The following is an 18,419-nucleotide window of genomic DNA, read 5'->3' as shown; positions in this document are numbered from 1 at the left end:
GGATGTCATATGACCAAGCCACAGAGACACCCGACTGGCGAGTCCGTCGGGCTCGCGGATCCGACGGACGAGCGGTCGAACTGCGGCGTCGGTGCCGTCATCGACCTCGACGGCGGTCGGTCGCACCGGACCGTAGCGGACAGCCTCGAACTGTTGGAGAACCTCGAACACCGCGGCACCACCGGCGCGGAGGAGAACACCGGCGACGGGGCCGGCGTGATGATTCAGCGTCCCGACGAGTTTTTCGAGTCGGTCGTCGACGCCCCGCTCCCCGAATCGTACGCGGTCGGATCGATCTTTATGCCGCAGGACGACGCCGCCCGGCAGGGTCTCGTCTCGATTTTCGAGCGGATACTTGGCGAACACGATCTCGACGTCGTCCACTGGCGCGACGTCCCCACGGACAACGCCGACCTCGGGGCGACCGCGCTCGACTCCGAGCCCGACGTCTGGCAGGCGTTCGTCGCTCCGAGCGGCGACATCGAGGACGAGGCGTTCGACCGCGCGCTGTACGTCGCCCGTCGGGCCGTCGAAACCGAGATCGCCGAGATGGACTCCGCGGCGGCCGCTCGGTTCTACATCTGCTCGCTCTCCCGGAAGACGCTCGTGTACAAGGGGTTGCTGAAGGGAGAGCAGCTCGCGGACTACTACCCGGACCTCGGCGACGACCGCCTCCGGACCACGCTGGCGTTGGTCCACGCGCGCTTCTCGACGAACACCCTCGGCGCGTGGCACCTCGCACACCCCTACCGACACATCGTCCACAACGGCGAGATCAACACGATCCAGGGGAACATCAACTGGATGCGAAGCCGCGAGACGGACCTCGAGCACCCCGAATTCGGCGATGATCTCGAGACTCTCAAGCCCGTCATCAACGATCCGGACCAGTCCGACACGGCGTCGGTCGACAACGCCGTCGAACTGCTGTTGCAGGGCGGTCGCGACCTCCCACACGTGCTCCGGATGCTGATCCCGGAGGCGTACCGTAACGACGAGCGGATGGACGCCGAGCGCCGCGAGTGGTACGACTACCACGCCTCGCTGATCGAGCCGTGGGACGGTCCCGCGCTCGTCGCCGCCACCGACGGCGACCGCGTCGCCGCGGTGCTCGACCGAAACGGGCTCCGCCCCTGCCGCTACGACGTCACGACCGACAACACGCTCGTGATGGCCAGCGAGGTGGGCGCGCTCGACACCGACCCCAGCGAGATCAGAGAGCGCGGCCGCCTGCAGCCCGGACAGCTCTTCGTCGCCGACCCCGAGGAGGGCCGGGTCATCCCCGACGAGGAGGTCTTCGAGTCGCTCACCGACGAGAAGTACGGCGAGTGGGTCGAGGAGGAACAGAAACAGCTCGACGCGCTCGTCGATGCCGACGACTACGCGCCGCGCCGTGCGGTCGATCACCTCCGCGCGTCGCAGGCGGCGTTCGGCTACACCCACGATCAGCTGGACCACCTCATCGAGCCGATGGCCAGAGACGGGAAGGACCCCGTCGGCTCGATGGGCGACGACACGCCGCTGTCGGTGCTGTCGGACTTCAACCGCCCGCTTTTCACCTACTTCAAACAGCTGTTCGCGCAGGTCACGAACCCGCCGCTCGACTACATCCGCGAGGAGCTGGTCACGTCGCTCGAGTCCCGACTCGGCGCGCAGCGCAACCTCCTCGATGAGACGCCGGCGCACGCCCGCCAGCTGGTCCTCGACTCCCCCGTCCTGACCGATGCGCAGACCGCGGGCATCAGGTCGCTCGACGGGGACGACGCGATGACCTCGACGGTCGTCGACACCACCTACGATCGCGATCGCTCGCTGGAAGACGCCGTCGAGCGCGTCCGAGCTGACGCCGCGGCGGCCATCGAGTCGGGGGCGGACGTCGTCGTCCTCTCGGACCGGGACCTCGGTCCGGACCGCGTCGCGATCCCGAGCCTGCTCGTGACGGGCGCAGTACATCACTGCCTCGTCAGAAACGGCCTCCGGAACCACGCCGGATTGGTCGTCGAGTCCGGCGACCCCCGCGAGGTCCATCACGTCGCGACGCTCGTCGGCTACGGCGCGGACGCGGTGAACCCCTACCTCGCCTACCAGACGATCGCCGACATCGTCGCCGGCCCCGACGGCGCAGACGAGAGCGAGGCCATCGCGGCGTACAAGAAGGCACTCGAAGACGGCCTCCTGAAGACGATGGCCAAGATGGGCATCTCGACGGTCGAGTCCTACCAGGGGGCACAGATCTTCGAGGCGGTCGGCCTCGACTCCGCGTTCGTCGCCGAGTACTTCGAGGGCACCGAGATCCGGACCGAGGGCATCGGCATCGACGTGATCGAATCCGACGTCCGAACGCGACACACCGTCGCCTACGGCGAGGATCCGCAGCTCGAGCGCCAGGGCGAGTACGAGCATCGCTCGGACGGGATCCACCACCAGTGGAACCCCCAGACCGTCGGCACGATCCAGCAGGCGGTTCGCTCCGGCGACTACGCGAAGTACAAGGAGTTCGCCGAGCTCATCAACGACCAGTCCCAGGAGCTCCAGACGCTCAGAGGATTGCTGGAGTTCGACTCCGACCGCGACCCGGTACCGGTCGAGGAGGTCGAACCCGTCGAGGACATCGTCACGCGCTTTTCGACGGCCGCGATGTCGCTCGGCAGCCTCTCGCCGGAGGCCCACGAGAACAACTCGATGGCGATGAACCGCCTCGGTGGGAAGTCCAACTCCGGCGAGGGCGGCGAACCGCCCGAGCGGTTCGGGACCGAAAAGGAGTGCAACGTCAAGCAGGTCGCCTCCGGGCGCTTCGGCGTCACCTCCGAGTACCTCACGAGCGCCGACGAGCTCCAGATCAAGATGGCGCAGGGATCGAAGCCCGGCGAGGGCGGGCACCTCCCCGGCAAGAAGGTCAACGAGATGATCGCGCACGTCCGCTTTGCGACGCCGGGGGTCGGCCTCATCTCGCCGCCGCCGCTGCACGACATCTACTCGATCGAGGACCTGAAGCAGCTCATTCACGACCTGAAGGCCGCCAACCCCGAGGCGGACATCAACGTGAAGCTGGTCTCCGAGGCCGGTATCGGCACCATCGCCGCCGGCGTCGCGAAGGCCAACGCCGACGTGGTCCACATCTCGGGCCACGACGGCGGGACCGGCGCGTCGCCGAAGACGTCGATCAAGAACGCCGGCCTCCCGTGGGAGCTCGGCCTCGCCGAGGCGAACCAGATGCTCCGGGCCACCGGCCTCCGCTCGCGCATCCGAGTGTCCACTGACGGCGGGATGAAGACGGGTCGAGACGTCGCCGTGGCCGCGCTGCTCGGCGCGGAGGAGTACATCTTCGGGACCGCCTCGCTCGTCACCTCAGGCTGCGTGATGGCCCGGCAGTGCCACGAGAACACCTGCCCGGTCGGCGTCGCCACCCAGCGCGAGGACCTCCGGAACCGGTTCCCCGGGCAGCCGGATCACGTCGTCAACTACATGACGTTCATCGCACAGGAGCTGCGGGAGATCATGGCCGAACTCGGCTTCCGCTCGCTCGATGAGATGATCGGCCGGCCCTCGATGCTCACCCAGCGCGAGACCGACCACGAGAAGGCCAAGCACCTGGATCTCTCGGACGTCATCGCCGAACCCGCCGGCGGGGCGCGACGCAAGACCGAAGAACAGACGCACGCCGGCGTGGAAGCCCAGCTCGATCACGAGCTCATCAGGCGCGCGGAGCCGGCGCTCGAAGACGGCGAGCCGGTCGCGATTGACTCGCCCATCTCGAACGTCGACCGCGCGGTCGGCGCGATGCTGTCGAACCGGATCTCGAAGGCCTACGGCGGCGAGGGGCTCGCCGACGACACGATCCGATGCACGTTCGACGGCGTGGCCGGCCAGTCCTTCGGCGCGTTCCTCGCCGGCGGCGTGACGATGGACCTCACCGGCGCGGCGAACGACTACGTCGGCAAGGGCCTCTCTGGTGGCCGCATCGTCGTCCGAACGCCCGAGACCGCCGCGTACGAGCCCGACGAGAACGTCCTCATCGGTAACGTCGCGCTCTACGGCGCGACGCAGGGCGAGATGTACGTCAACGGCGTCGCCGGCGAGCGGTTCGCCGTTCGCAACTCCGGCGTGAAAGCCGTCGTCGAGGCCGTCGGCGACCACGGCTGTGAGTACATGACCGGCGGCGTCGTCGCCGTCCTCGGGGACACCGGGCGCAACTTCGCCGCGGGGATGTCCGGCGGCGTCGCCTACGTCTACGACCCCGACGACGAGTTCGCCGCGAAGACGAACACGGGGATGGTGTCGCTCGAGGACGACCTCGAGGACGCCGACCGGCAGATGCTCCGCCGGCTCGTCGAGAACCACGCGGCGTACACCGACAGCGAGCGGGCGGCGCGGCTGCTCGCCGACTGGGAGTCGACCCGCACCGACTTCGTGAAGGTGATGCCGGACGCCTACGCCGAAGTCATCGAAGAGCGCGCCCGCGACGACGTCCGGAAGGAGCTGCCGCCGGCGGCGGGCGCGACGGGCGCCGACGACGACGGCGACGCCCTCGCGCAGACGAGCGACGATTGATCCGCGCTGGCGGAGGGTTTTCTACCGGTTCCCGCGAGCCGATCCATCGGATGATATAGATAGCGAACAGTCGACACACCGCGTTTTCCGGCTGACCGGCGGCCGGGTTCCTCCGCGCCGACGTGCCGAACGATCGCTGCCCGACGCGGGGTGGCTCTCAGGTCACGGGGGCGCTGGTCCCGCGTTCGCACATAAATCTACGGCCAGCGAAAGAGCCGATTGCGTGGACCGCTCGGCCGTCCGACAGTATACTTAACTCCCTCACCGCGAAACCGCCGGTGTGCGACGCGACGCCGACAGGGCCGTCCCGGGGGTACCCGATCGAACCGACCGCGCGGTGAGCGAGACGGTCAGCTTCGTGCTCGTCTTCTCGCTCGTCGTCGCTTCGGTCGGAGCCGTCTATGCCGTCGGCGTCGCGGAACTCGAAGCGACGCGCGACGCCGAGCGCGTCGAGAACGCCCAGCGCGCCTTCGACGTGCTCGCGGACAACCTCGGGGACATCATCGAGGGCGCGCCGAGCCGCGGCACGGAGGTGAAACTCGCGGAGGCGACGCTGCGCTCGGTCGGGGACGCCTCGGTGAACGTGACGGTCGATCCGGGCGGGGGCGCGCCGAACGTATCGTGGGAGTACTCGCCGTCACCGATCGTCTACGACGTCGACGCGGGCGGCGAGATCCGACTCAGCAACGGCGCGGTGCTCCGCGACAGCGCCGCGGGCGGGGCGGCGGTGGTCCGCGGTCCCCCGCTCGTCGTCGACGACGACCGCGTCCATCTCACGCTGATCAGACAGGAACACGTGGGATCTGCCGCCGTCGGCGGGTCGCAGACGGTCAGGATCCGAATGTCGGCCAACCGGCCCCGTCTCTTCTACGACGAGTCCACCGGTCACGAGATGGTCCGGGTGAACGTCACGACGCCCTACACGGACGCCTGGGCGCGACACTACGAATCGCAGGACTTCTCCTGTACGGAGATCACAGCGCCCGCGCCGGACACGGCCGGGACAGTCTCGTGTACGGTGGAGGACGTCGACCGCGTCACGGTCGTCTGGATCCGCGTGACCACCTCCTTCGAGTGAGTCGGATCCGAGACCCGCCGAGTCGAGCCCGACGACACGCTCAAAGAGGTCTTTGAGCCTAGCGCGGGTATTTGTTAGCTCCGGAACAACTGTGGGTATGGTCCCGAACCGAGTTCGGTCTCCCTCCGGCAGTCAGCGCGACAGGTCGCCGACCGCAGTCCGAGAAACCGCCGTACAGAGCGAGGATCTCCACGTCCGGAGTTACGCACACCGGTGCGCCTACGACCTCTTCGTCGAGCTCGTAGATTCCGACGGGGAGGTCGTCTTCGAGAAGCGGTACTACCTCCAGCCGGGATCAAGCGAAAGCGAGACCGACGCGGTCCCGCCCGGCGAGTACGAGATCCGAGCCGTACTCGACAACGACAGTCAGAAGCAACGGCGCTGTCAGATCGGTCCCGGTCCGACGGAAACCGCCGTCATCGAACTGGGCAACGGGGTACTCAGCCTCACCGAGGGACTTCGCGTCCGGTAGTCCCACAGCCGCTCACCCGAGGTCGACGCTCACGTTGTTCTCGGTCACGTGGAGGTAGGTGAGATACGACCCGCCGTCGGCCCGCTCGTACTGTAGCGTCCCACCGGAGGCGCTGTTGTCGATCTGCGTGGTCCCGCGGTCTCCCGGCCCGTGATCGACTCGGACGTCGAACTCGGACCCGAACATCGCGAAGTAGTGACGCGTGAGGACGCGGAGAGTCTCCGCCTCGCCGTAGTCGTACGTCGTGTCCTCCCCGTCCTCACCGGTGTGCGCGAAGGTCGTCGGGTCGGGCGCGGGCGCCCCGGCGTCGCGGTCGTCCCAGTCGATCGCGGTCTCCTCGCCGACGTTGCTCTCGCCGTACGTGAGGTTCTGGTCTGGGCTGGTGAAGTCGACCTCAATCACCGTGTCGTCGCCGTCGCAGGCCAGTTGCACCGGTCCGGTGTTCGAGGAGATGGTGTCGTTCGACCACCGGTGGACGCCCTCGGTCGTCGATTCGTCGTGGTAGTAGACGTCCATCGTCATCGGGACGTCGTCGGCGCCGCCGGTGCAGTAGTTGTTGCCGATCCCGTTCGGCACCTCGACGACCGCCTCGTAGGCGCGGTCGCCCTCTTCGACGTAGAAGGAGACGTAAAGGTTGTTGAACGTCCCTTTGTCCTTCTTGATCGACGTCTCGAAGTCCGTGACCGAGTGGCCGCTCTGGATCCCGCGGACGGTGACGCTTTCGTCTTTCTCCGGGAAGTCGAACGCGCCCAGCGGGTCCGTCGTCTCCAAGACGACCGTCGCCGTCCGGTTCGCCTCGTCGACGGAGACGTTCCCGGTGGTCCGCGTGCGGAAGTAGTCGGCCCAGCCCTCGTAGTAGCGGCTGTGGACCGTCACCGAGGCGGTGCCGTTCGTGACGGGATTGAGGTATCGACGGCTCGAATCGCCGTACCAGACGTCCTCGTTCGGGTACACGCGGTTCATCTCGTCCGGCCGACGGATCGTCGCGGTGACGTCGCCGCCCGCGGTGTCGCTCGAGCGGACGCGGATCACCGGCAGCGTCAGCGTCGTCCCCCGGTAGTGGAACTCCGGCGGCGAGACCATCGTCGTCCCCCCGTCTTGATGCCGCCAGACGCCGCCGCCCTGATAGGCGATCTCGGTCCCGGACGACCGGTACGTGACCGCGCCGAGGGACGCCTCGTAGATCGTCTCCGTGTTGTCGTCGGAGTAGTTGGTGTGGGTGATTTCGATCCAGCCGCTGTCGGCGTCTGCGGTGTATCCGCCCCCGCCCGAGCGGCCGAGTCGGACCGTCTGGACGGAGCCCTCGCCGAGGCCGACGACGGCCGTCCGGGCGTCGAGAAGCGTCATCGCGTGTTCGGCCCGATCGGTCGACGTCTGATCCTGCACGTCCGCCAGCGCCGAGGAACCGACCGCGACGACGACGCCGGCGCCGGTGATCGTCAGCGCCAAGAGTAAGACGAGCCCGATGTTCGACGCCTGCGCGCGGTTCGTCATTGACCGAGTGCCCCTTTCGTCATAGTTTCACTCCCTCTGTCGGCCGCACGAGCGACAGCGACGCCGACGGATCTCCGTCCTCGAGGACGAGCCTCGGGTCCGCCCCGCTCGTATCGAGGCGGACCACGGTCCAGCCCCCGCCCGTGGATCCCTCCCGTAGCGGTACGATCGTCGACACGGTAAGCGTGACGCTCACGTCGGATCGGGTCGGCCGGAGCGTCAGCTCGTATCGCCCCGGCTGATCCGGCGGGTCCGACACCTCGGCGACGTCGATCCGATAGGACTCGCCGGCGACCCGCCGCGGGAGATCCACGCCGACGCGGACGGAGCGCGAGGTCGCGGTCGACCGCGAGAGCCGGTCCGCGTCGTCGATCCCGGCCGCGAGCTGTTCGCCGACGACCGAGAGCTCCTCGCGGACGACGCTGTCGCGCTGGCTCTCGACGTAGCCGCCGGCGCCGACGAGCAACCCCGAGATCAACACGGCGGTGATCCCCAGCGCGATGACGTAACTCACCGTGATCGAGACGGCGCGGTCGGATCGGTCGGCAGCGCCCCCGCGCGTTCTCACCGCGGGACCACCTCGATTCGAGCCTCGTAATCGAGGTCCGGGGTTCGGTACGTGACCCGGAACTCAGCGCCGTAGACCGCGTGCGTCCAGTACGGCTGTCCGAGGTCGTCTTCGAGGAGCCCCGGATGCGCCAGGTCGCCCGTCGGCTCGTCGACCACCATCGTGTAAGTGCCGGTCGCGTTGCCGCCCCGGTGGTACGTGATCGCGGTGTCGACTCCGACGTCGAGCACCGTTCGAAGGTCCGAGTACGACTCCCCGCCGACGGAGCCGTTCGAGACGTCGATCACGACCGTTCCGTCGGGGTCCGGCTCGAACGAGCGCGTCGAGAGCACCGTGCCGTCGTCGGTGACGCGGACGGCGGTTTCTCCGCCGTTCTCGTAGACGGAGAGGGTCCGCGTGGTCCCGCCGGAAGTGACGTTCACGCGGAAGGCGTCGCCGGCCGCGCCCGCGAGCGCCGACTGGTCGACGCGCAGCCGCATCGTGCGAATCCCCGAGAGGTCCGATCCCTCGGCAACGGTCCACGTTTCGTCCCACGCGTCGCTCGTGAAGTTCCGCGAGGCGTCGTCCTGCTGGATCCGCGTGCCGTTGGTGACGGCGACGACCTCGACGGCCGCGGCGTCGCCCGCGACGGCCCGGTGATGTGACGCGAGCCCGTCCCACCGGGACACGGTGTCGCGGAGTGCCGCGGCGAGTTCCGCGTGCCCGTCCGCGTCGGTGCTGTTGTTCCGGTGGTTCACCGATCCGAGGGCGTCGACGCCGGCGGCCCTCGACGCTTCGACGTACTCGATCGTCGGCGCGGCGTCGACCCCGGGGTCCCGGGTCGCGAGGTTCCCGGTGTAGATGGCGGTGTTCAAAAGGAGCGCCAGCGAGACGAACAGCACCGCGAGCGCGAGCGCGCCGACGAGGAGCAACTGTCCGCGGTCGGCGGGTGTGTGGCCGGTGCGATCGGTGCGGTCGGCGGGTGTGCAGCCGGCGACCGTGCTGTCGGTAGGACCGCCGGATGCGCCGCCGGACCGGGGTGGTCTCACATCCGCCATACGACGAGCTCCACCTCCACGACGGAGTACAGTCGCTGTCGGGGGTCGGCGTCCTCGACGACGTAGGACGCCTCCGAGAGTGTCGTCTCCGAGGCCGACTCGTTGGAGTACCGCAGCCGGTCGTCGTCGGAGAGCGTGACGAGCCGGCGGGCGGCCGAGGCGTGGTCGCTCGGTTCGCCGAGGTCGACGACCTCCCGTTTCGTCCGGTCCCCGTCGTCTGCGACGTAGTACAGCGTCAGATCGAAGGCGATCCCGCGTTCGAGGAACGTCTCGTTCAACGCCGATCCGAACGCCGTCGGCGGGCCGGCCCGCACGTAGCCGTTTCGCGTCGCGCCGTGCCAGTTCTCGGCGGACTCGTTCCAGTACAGCAGCGTCGGGGTCAGCGTCCCGTTCTCGGCGGCCGACGCCAGCACGCCCTCCGCGACGGCCGCCTGCTGGTTCTCGATGTGCTGACTGGAGGTGCTGCCGGTCAGCGGCGTCACGGCCGTCACCTGCAGGGCGAAGACGAGACTCGACACGAGAATCATCGCGGCCGCGATGGCCTCCAGCGTGTGGGCCTGCGCGCGGTCCATCACCACGTCCTCACGAGGACCGTGTGCGCTTCGCGGTCGATCGAGACGGCGCGCCTCGCAGCCGTCACGGACGTCGTCTCCGGGATCGGCGGCCCCGCGGCGTACCGAGTCGTCCCGTTCGAGAAGCGCACCGAGACGTTGACGTCGCGCGTCGGGCCGGTCGAGAACATCGCGCTCGTCGAGTCCGCGGTCGTGTCGAACTGACAGTCGATGAGCGTGTCCCCGCCGCCGTTCAGCTGCTCGAAGAACGCCGCCGTGCAGGTCGCGTTCAGCACGTACGGCTCGGTGGGGTCGCCGAGGCGGTCAGTCGAGAGCGACGTCGCGATCCGATCGGCCGTCTGCGGCCCCTCGGTGCTCTGAAACGGCGTGAAGATCGTCGGCACGAACGCGACGACGAGCGCGACGACGAGGAGGAACAGCCCGATGCCGATCGCGAAGTCGATCGTCGTCTGTGCGCGGCTCATCCGACCACCATCCAGACGAACAGCGCGATCGTCTGCAGGATGACGACGTACTTCACGCCGGAGACGATCTCGGCGTCGCGGATGTAGCCGCTTATGAACCCCGAGAGCGCCGCCTGCAGGGTCACGGCGTGGAAGAAGAGTACCGACAGCAACTCGATGTCGACGCCCCCGCCGAAGTCCATCCCCTGTCCGGAGAGCTCGCTTCCCCCGGCCGACCCGGCCTGCGAGGACAGCCCGGCCATCACGTCGAGGAACTGCGTCTTCAGGATCGCCATCACGCCCAGAAGCGTCAGGTACGTCATCAGGATGATCGCCACCTGCATCCGCGTCCGGGATTTGCGCTCGCGCTCGATGTCGTCTTGGTTCTCGGAGGCCTGCGCCGCGGTCGTCAGGACCTCAGTGATCTGACTGGAGGCCTCCTGCGCCTTCGAGATGAGTTTGACCGTCCGCGAGAGCCGCGGGATGTGGTACTTGTTGTTGAACTCGACGAGGGCGCTCCGGAGGCTCATCCCGTAGTTCACCTTCGCGTGCATCACCTCGAACTCGTCCGCGAGCTTTCCCGAGGAGGTCGCCGCCACGGTCTCGATCGACTCCAGAAGCGTCTGGCCCGTGTCGTTCGCGCTGGAGAGCTTCCGGAGGTTGTCCGAGAGCTTTCCGGTGATGGCGTTCCGCGAGCGGACGTTCCACGAGTGAAACACCGCCAGCGGAATCCCGATGACGTACACCGGGACGTACCACCAGACGAACGTCCCCCAGATCGGGTTGTTGAGCATCCCCTGCCAGCCGAGCGGGGCGGCCCCGTTGACGACGGCGACGGCCACGAGCGCGGCGGCCGCCGGGACGGTCAACGCGAGCGTGTACAGGGGGTTGTCGCGAAAGAACAGGTGGGGCCGCCGGAGCAACTGCGCCGTCTTGTACGTCCCCTCGCGGTCGCGGATCTGCTCGAACAGCCGGAACTCGCCGACGAAGCTCTCGATCAGCCCCATGTGGAACAGCCCCTCGCGGTTGGCCTGCGCGAGCCGGTCGGAGCCGCCCGCGGGCCGGAGATACCCGTCGCCGATTTCGTCCTGTTTGACCGTCGAGACGAGCACGAGGAAGGCGACGCCGGTGAGCGGCACGAGGCCGTACACCGTCGCAAGCAGGAGTTGCTCTTGCGCCTGTCCGAGCATACTCATAATCACGAGAATGATGATGAGCAACAGCGGAAACAGCGACAGCGTCATATACATCTCGCCGAACAGTTCGAGCGTCTCCAGCACCGTCTCCTGTTCCTGCTTCGCAGTTCGAAGGTGTTTCTCCTTTTTGTCGTCGAGAAAGCGCTCCATATCGCCGCCGGAGTTGACGATCGAGAGCATATCGGTCAGGAACTGCGAGAGATCCTCGGAGGGGGTCGTCATCGCCTGCTCGCGGATCGCGTTCCGGTAGTCGGTACCGAAGTACTCCGTCTCGCGGACGATACTCTGAAACTCCTTTGCCACCTCGCCGTAGGTGTCCTCGGCACGGCCCATCGCCTCCAAGATCTCCAGTTGGTTCAGCCCGCCGACAGAGAGCGCGTACATAAACGAGATCGCGTCAGGAAGCAGCATATTGATCTCTCGCTTCCGCCCGGACGCCTTCGAGTACGGGACCGCGACGAGCGCGCCGAAGCCCGTCCCGAACCCGATTGTCCCGAACACGATCCCGGAGACGAACACCGTCGCCGGGACGGTGAGCGCCTTCAGCGCGGTCGCCGTCGCGGCGTCGGGTGCCGGCAGCCCGATGCTGATAACGTCCGGCGAGAGGAGCCCGAACTCGAAGAGCGCCCACGCGAGGAGCGACCCGACGAGCCAGAGCGCCCCGCCGGCGATGACGCCAACCGCGAGCGCGTGTGAGAGGTACAGTTCGACCGTCGCCGGCATCCGCGCCTGTTCGAGCTTCACCTCGACGTCGGCGACGAAGTCGCCGTCCTCGTCGAACGCCCACCGGAACACCGGGTAAAAGAGGTCCCCCAGCGCGTCGGTGCCGCGGTCGAGTTCGCCGCCCTCCTGTTCGCCCACGTCGAGGCTCATCCGTCCTCCTCCGAATCAGCGGCGTCGCCGTCCGCGGCCGAACCGTCCGGGTCGACCTGCTCGAACTCGCCGAAGTCCCACATCTCCTCGTCGTCGCCGTCTGAGTCGTCGGCCTCGGCCGCCCCATCGAGCAGGTCCTCGATCCCGAATCCGTCGTTTGCCGACGCAGCGCCGTCGGAATCAGCGGAGACGTCGGTCTCCTCGTCGGCGTCACCGTCGGCGTCAGCGATGGTCTCCTCGTCGGCGACGGTGTCAACGTCACCGTCCGAAGCGTCGGCTGGGTCGCCCGCACGGCCGTCGTCGGCTGAGTCGGCAGCAGCGTCGGTCTCTTCAGGGACAGTCACGGCCGCCTCGCCCGCACCTCCCTCGTCTCCAGCGCCTTCCGCGTCGCCGGCGTCTTCTGCATCTTCGACGCCTTCCGCGCCGCCAGCACCTTCCGCGTCGGCCGCGTCGTCGACATCCCCCTCGAGGGCCGGCGGCGTCGATACGTCGTCGTCTCCATCGGTCTCGCTCGCCGATCCGGACTCCAGTTCCGGGACGTCGGCCCGCTCCGCCAGCGCGTCGAGTTCGGGGTGGTCGCCGCTTTCCGCGGCGACGTCGGGGGCCGCCTCGACGTCGAGCAGCGCCTCCGCGACGTCCACGTCCTCGAGGTCGCGGTACTCGGGCCACAGGTCCTCCTCGGCCTCCGCTAAGATGTCGGCACAGAGGTCCCGGATCTCCTCGCCGGGATCGGGTCGGGGGACCATCTCCTCCTTCTCGGGGTCGACGTCGATCTTGACGGACTCCATCTCGCGGAGGTCTTCGAGGCTGCGTTCGAGGTCGTCTCGCGCCATCAGCGCGAGGATCGTCTCCGGGTCGTTGATGAAGGCCTGCAGGGTCGCCGCGACCTGCGAGTACGTGTTGAGCCCGCGGTCGATCAGGTACGCGAGGACCACGCGGCGCTTGAACAGCTCCTCATCAAGCGTCGCTCTGGTCCAGCCGCGGTCGAACCGGACGTCCTCGAGCGTGTTCGACGCGCCCATCTTGAGGAACTCGTCGCCCTCGGCCTGCCACTGGTAGACGTCTTGGACGTTGATCTCGTCGTTCTCCGCGTCGTAGTGGTTGATCTCCGTCAGCGACTTGTTCCGCCTGACCTTGTTTCCCTGCACCCGGGTCGACGTCTGGACCGAGACGAGGTCCAACGCGGTGAACATCGTCTTCGAGACGTTGATCGGATCGGTGGTGAAGCGCTTGAGAACCTCGCCGACGCTGTCGGCGTGGAACGTCGTGTACGTCGTGTGGCCGGTCGACATCACCTGAAACAGCGTCCGGCCCTCCTCCCCGCGGATCTCGCCCATCACGATGTAGTCCGGGCGCTGCCGCAGCGCCGCTTCGAGGAGATCGAACTCGTCGACGTCCCCGCGGTCGTCGTCGCTGAACGACGGCCGAGTGACGGACGCGACCCAGTTGCGCTGGGGGAGCTCCACCTCGCGGGTGTCCTCGATCGAGACGATCTTCGCGTTCGAGGGGATGAAAAGCGAGACCGCGTTCAGCGAGGTCGTCTTCCCCGAGGCGGTCCCGCCGGCGAAGATCAGGCTCTTGTCGTTCTCGATGCAGAGCCACAGGAACGCCATCTCCTCCAAGGAGAAGGTCTTCCAGTTGATCAGGTCGATCGGCGTGAACGGGACGTCCTTGAACTGCCGAATGGTGTAGTTGGTCCCGTGATCCGACACCTCGCGGCCGAGCGTCAGCTGCGCCCGCGACCCGTCCGGGAGCGTCGCATCGACCTGCGGGCGCCGCTTGGAGATCCCCTTCCCCGAGCGCTGAGCGAGCTTGACGACGAAGTCGTCGAGCTCCTCCTCGCCGTGGTAGACGTTCGAGATGATCTGCTCGTAATCGGAGTGGTAGACGAACGCCGGGGAGTTGTACCCGTCACAGGAGATGTCCTCTACGTTCACGTCGTGTTTGATCGCGTCGATCCGCTCGTAGCCGATGAAGTCACGCCGGAGGACGTACAGCAGTTTCTCGACCTGATAGTCGGTCAATGACGTCGCGTCCTCGGCGAGTACCGCCGGTTCGGGACGCGCGGCGATGCCCTCGAGTGAGGGATCCGATCGCGCGGCCGACGCGCCCTCGAAGAGCCAGTCGAGCCGACCGCCGAACGAGCCCTCACCTAGTCCGACGGCGCGGGCGTACCTCGCGATCGGTCCGCCGGCCCCAACGGATCCGTTCGCTCCACCGGTGCCGCCCGATTCGGCGGACTCGGCGTCGTCGCTCCCCAATCCGAGACCGAGGTCGAGGTCGATTCCGGACAGCACTCCGTCGTCGGACCCCTCACCCCGTGTCGGCGGAAGGATCGAGAGCCCGGCGCGTCTCGGCCGTTCGGGCGCGCGATAGAGGCCGTAGCGTTCGAGCAGTTCGAGCGCCTGCTGTTCGATGACGCGCCGCCGCGCGTTCGGTCCCTCGCCGATGACGCTCTCGTCGTCGTATTTGATCGCCGTTCGGAGCTTGCCGGTGAGGAACTCCGCCAAGTCGGCCTCGATCCGGTTCTGGTACGGCTCGACCACGTAGTACTTCTTCTCGTTCTCCTTTCGGGAGTGAAAGATGATCACGAACGAGTGCGGTTTGTTCACCCAGTAGCGCTCGACCTCACGGAAGTGGAGCTTCTTCTCCATCGGCACCGCCTTCTCGAGGTCGTAGCGGTTGACGACGGTTGTCGCGCCGCGCGCGTCCGCGAAGAACGCGTCCTCGTCGAACGCCGGGTCGACGTCCACCGTTCGGTCGTCGACGACCGCGTCCAGTTCCGCGGCGCGGTCGGCCCCCCGAGCGAGCGCGTTCTCGATCGCGTCCGGATCGAAACCCAGCGCGTCTGCCGGGTCGAACCGTTCGATCTCGCCGTCGTCGTCGCGGGGGCGCGAGCCGTCCGGCTCGTAGTAGTACTCGCGTTTGTAGTGCTCCCAGAGCCAGACGTCTTTGACCACCGGCGTCGTCTCGGGATCACAGAACGCCTCGAACTCCTCGTCGAGCCGGAGCGCCCTCTCGATCGCCGATTCGACCGTCTCCGCGGCGTCCGTCGGATGGAAGGCGAGAAACGACTCCGGGTCGAGGCTGACTTCGTCCCAGTCGGCGCGGGTGGGCGTCGGGGGCTCCACCGCCGTGCCGTCGTCCCAGCGCGTGCCCCCCTCGTCGGCATCGCGCTCGCGCTCGATCTCGCGCGGGTCGGAGCCCCGATAGAGCGCTCGGACGTCGCCGTCGACGCCGTACTCCTCGAGGAATTCGGCCCACGTGTACTCGCCGAGGGCCACCCGCGGGCCGGCGTCCGGGGCGGCGTCGTCGTTCGAGACAGCGTCGTCGCCCGTGACAGCTTCGTCGTTCGGGACCAATCCGTCGTCCGCGGGCTGCCCCTCGGCGGCCACCGAATCGTCCTCGACGGCCTCCGGATCGTCCTCGGTAGCCTCTGAATCGCCCTCGGCAGCTTCCGGATCGTCCTCGACGGCCGTCTCGCTGTTCGGTTCCGGTTCGTCGTCCGCCGCGGGCTGCACAGCCGCCGCTGTCGACCCGTCGTCCGGGGCACCACCGTCACCGGCCGATTCGTCATCTCCGCTCGATTCCTCGGCAGCGTCGATTCGCGCCGCATCCCCCTCCCCGGCGACCCGATCGACGGCTCCCCCCTCGAGAGTCGACGGCGAACCCTCGCCGTCCCCCCCCAACGCGTCGTCGCCGTCCCGTCCGGGATCGGCGTCCGACGCGTCGTCGTCGGTTGCCATCGTTCGGGGCTCGTCTTCGTCACGGAAAAAGACTTCTGCCGCCCCGGTCGCGTATCTATCTGGCAGTTGTCGTGAAACGCGGGGGGTCCACGACGGCCCCGGTCGAGAACCACGATCGCAGCCGTACGCACGTCGTCGTTCGATCGGAGACGGACGCGCGATCGATTGCGCAATCAGCGGCGGGCGACTACGAGACACCGACTGACTACTCAGCGCGTCGACGGGGACGGGTCGTCGGCGACGACGCTATCACGATCGGTATTTTGCCCGGTTGTTTTATGTGATCAGTTTCGGTAAGGTGGCCTATGAGCAACGAGCCCGACGTCGATCGAACGATATCCGTCTCAGATGACGTGGTCTCCGTCGAGAAGTCGTTCGCCGGCGACGAGTTCCCCGTTCCGGCGATCAAGTTCCGACTCGCCTCGGAGGGCGACGAACCGGTGCACGTCCGGCTCGTCGATGGGATCCCCGAGGACTTCCCGATGGAGGGGGTCGGGTTCCACCCGGACTACGAGAGCGACAACTGGACCGCGTACAAAGACCACCGCGTCGAGTTCGAGCGGACGCTCGATCCCGGCGAGGAGCTGACGACGGTGTACGGAATCAGACTGGAGGAGACCACAGACGTCGAGGGGTTCCTCGGCGAGCCGGTCCTCGAGCGCCCGCCCGTCCCCAGCGCCACCGGCGACGTCGGCGACGGCGCCGACGTGGAGGACATCCTCGGCGCGGATCGGAGCCAACTCGTCCGCGACGCGCTGCAGGGGAACGGGCGCCTCGCAAACGAGGTCGACGCCGACGAACCGACGGATCCCCTCGATTCGGCCGGCGACGCCCCCGTTCCGGCGACTGCGGGTGCAGACGCGGACGCGGAGCCGGCGACGGAGGCAGACGACTCGACGGAGGCGGCCGTCCCGGGAGAGCCCACCGCCGAGCCAGCCGCACCGCGCGAACTCGGGGCCGATCTCACGCCCGCGCTTCGACGCGCGAGCGACGATGGAGAGGCTGGCCTCGCGGGTGGAGAACCGAGAGCGACGCCCGACGAGAGCGACCCCGAAGCAGCGGCGGTCGAGGGAGGAGAGCAGGGCGACGAGATCAGCGCCGGCGACGGACAGGACGAGACCGACTCCGACGACGGACAGGACGAGACCGACTCCGACGACGAGCGGGACGGAGATGTCGCGCCCGACGATGGACGGGACAGTGCGACCGACCCCGAAGAGGAAGGCGAGGCGACAGAGACCGCGGTCGGCGAGTCGACTGACGTCGAAGCGGTCGAAGCGTCCGAAGCGACTGAGACGATCGAAGCGACCGAAGACGACTACGTCGATATCGGCGCGCACGCCGGGGCGGCCGTCGACGACAGCAGTTCGGGAGGGGAGCCGCCGACAGCGAACGCCGACGGCGGCCTCGCGGCGGCCCTGGCCGCGGAGATCCGTTCGGGAGCGGTCGACGACGACGACCTCGAGACCCTCCGCGGAGAGCTCGACGGCGGGCTGCCCCGGAGCGCAGACGTCCGCATCCGGCGCGTACAGGCGCAGATGGAGGACCTCAACGCGTACGCCGACGCCATCGCGGAGTTCATCGACGAGGAGGGCACCGGCGCAGAGCTCGTCGAGCGGGTCGACACGGAGCTGTCAGCGGTCACGAGCGAACTCGAGGAGCTCCGCGAGACCGTCGAATCCGCCGAGTCCGGGCGCGAAGAGATCCGCGACGACGTCCGGGACCTGAGCGGCGACGTCGACGACCTCGGCGAGCGGGTCGACGCGGCGGACGGGCGACTCGAATCCGCCGAGGAGAGACTCGAGGCCACGGACGAGCGGCTGGCGGAGACGAGCGACGAACTCGACGCGACGGGCGAGCGCGTCGACGATGTCGAGGGGTTCGTCGACGACGTCGCCGACGAGGTCGAGAGCGTGACCGCGGACGTGGCCGACCTCTCCGCGGAGATCGGGGGCGTCGAGTCCGACGTCACCGCCGTCGCGGCGGACGTCGACGACGTCGCCGCCGAAGTAGAGAACGTGGCGGCCGACGTCGACGAGACCGACGCCCACGTCACCCGGCTCGACGACGAGATGGGGGACGTCCGCGAGGACATCGCGGCGCTCGACGGCGACGTCGTCGCGGTTCGCGACGCGCTCGAGGCCGAGATCGACGACCTCCGCGCGGACGTGTCGTCGCTGTCTGCGGATCTCGACCGGATCGAGTCGATCGAGGCGGAGATCGAACAGCTCCAGCGGTTCCGCGACCGGCTCAACGACGCGTTCGGCCCCGCCGGCGAGTGATCGATCGGAGCCTGAGCCGGGCGTCGAGCGGGCGCGGGGGTCCGCCGAGCGAGCGGTCGCGGTGGGACGGCCCAGAGCCGCGCGTCGGTGCCAACGCGAAGCGCAAC

At 68.1% G+C, this 18,419-nt stretch carries 11 protein-coding genes; 4 read left to right on the top strand and 7 right to left on the bottom strand.

Annotated features, from left to right (window positions below; all coding sequences use genetic code 11):
• Window positions 1-9: 9 nt before the first annotated feature.
• From gltB to ACT3HL_RS01995, 3 genes are all read left to right on the top strand, one after another.
• A complete protein-coding gene (gene gltB / locus ACT3HL_RS02005; protein ID WP_445085127.1) occupies window positions 10-4,551 on the top strand; it encodes a glutamate synthase large subunit in 4,542 nt (1,513 codons plus the stop codon).
• Window positions 4,552-4,831: 280 nt separating this feature from the next.
• Entirely contained in the window at window positions 4,832-5,629 is a 798-nt protein-coding gene (locus ACT3HL_RS02000; RefSeq protein ID WP_445085126.1) for a DUF7289 family protein, read from the top strand.
• 97 nt (window positions 5,630-5,726) lie between these two features.
• Window positions 5,727-6,101 (top strand): hypothetical protein, encoded by a 375-nt coding sequence (locus ACT3HL_RS01995; RefSeq protein WP_445085125.1) that lies wholly within the window; start codon window positions 5,727-5,729, stop codon window positions 6,099-6,101.
• Window positions 6,102-6,113: 12 nt separating this feature from the next.
• On the opposite strand, the gene ACT3HL_RS01990 is transcribed toward ACT3HL_RS01995, so the two are convergent.
• The 7 genes from ACT3HL_RS01990 to ACT3HL_RS01960 are packed head-to-tail and all read right to left on the bottom strand — an operon-like array spanning window position 6,114 to window position 16,030.
• Window positions 6,114-7,595: a DUF7289 family protein gene (locus ACT3HL_RS01990; RefSeq protein ID WP_445085124.1), complete on the bottom strand. Its 1,482-nt coding sequence runs from the start codon at window positions 7,593-7,595 to the stop codon at window positions 6,114-6,116.
• A 19-nt stretch (window positions 7,596-7,614) separates the two neighbouring features.
• Entirely contained in the window at window positions 7,615-8,163 is a 549-nt protein-coding gene (locus tag ACT3HL_RS01985) for a DUF7266 family protein (RefSeq protein WP_445085123.1), read from the bottom strand.
• Window positions 8,160-9,200 (bottom strand): hypothetical protein, encoded by a 1,041-nt coding sequence (locus ACT3HL_RS01980; RefSeq protein ID WP_445085122.1) that lies wholly within the window; start codon window positions 9,198-9,200, stop codon window positions 8,160-8,162. Before ACT3HL_RS01980 ends, ACT3HL_RS01985 begins: the two co-directional genes overlap by 4 nt.
• The gene (locus ACT3HL_RS01975) at window positions 9,188-9,772 is read right to left on the bottom strand and encodes a DUF7288 family protein (protein ID WP_445085121.1); all 585 of its coding nucleotides are present in this window, start codon (window positions 9,770-9,772) and stop codon (window positions 9,188-9,190) included. Before ACT3HL_RS01975 ends, ACT3HL_RS01980 begins: the two co-directional genes overlap by 13 nt.
• Entirely contained in the window at window positions 9,772-10,236 is a 465-nt protein-coding gene (locus ACT3HL_RS01970; RefSeq protein WP_445085120.1) for a DUF7287 family protein, read from the bottom strand. Before ACT3HL_RS01970 ends, ACT3HL_RS01975 begins: the two co-directional genes overlap by 1 nt.
• A complete protein-coding gene (locus ACT3HL_RS01965) occupies window positions 10,233-12,284 on the bottom strand; it encodes a type II secretion system F family protein (RefSeq protein WP_445085119.1) in 2,052 nt (683 codons plus the stop codon). Before ACT3HL_RS01965 ends, ACT3HL_RS01970 begins: the two co-directional genes overlap by 4 nt.
• Entirely contained in the window at window positions 12,281-16,030 is a 3,750-nt protein-coding gene (locus tag ACT3HL_RS01960; RefSeq protein ID WP_445085118.1) for an ATPase, T2SS/T4P/T4SS family, read from the bottom strand. Before ACT3HL_RS01960 ends, ACT3HL_RS01965 begins: the two co-directional genes overlap by 4 nt.
• A 305-nt stretch (window positions 16,031-16,335) precedes the next feature.
• Here ACT3HL_RS01960 and ACT3HL_RS01955 point away from each other — a divergent pair, with 305 nt between their 5' ends.
• Window positions 16,336-18,312, top strand: a complete 1,977-nt coding sequence (locus ACT3HL_RS01955) for a hypothetical protein (protein ID WP_445085117.1) — start codon at window positions 16,336-16,338, stop codon at window positions 18,310-18,312.
• Window positions 18,313-18,419: the final 107 nt, after the last annotated feature.

It is taken from the genome of Halobellus sp. GM3 (assembly GCF_052545375.1).
Note: the sequence above shows the minus strand (reverse complement) of the source record. Positions and strands in the feature narration are given on the sequence as shown.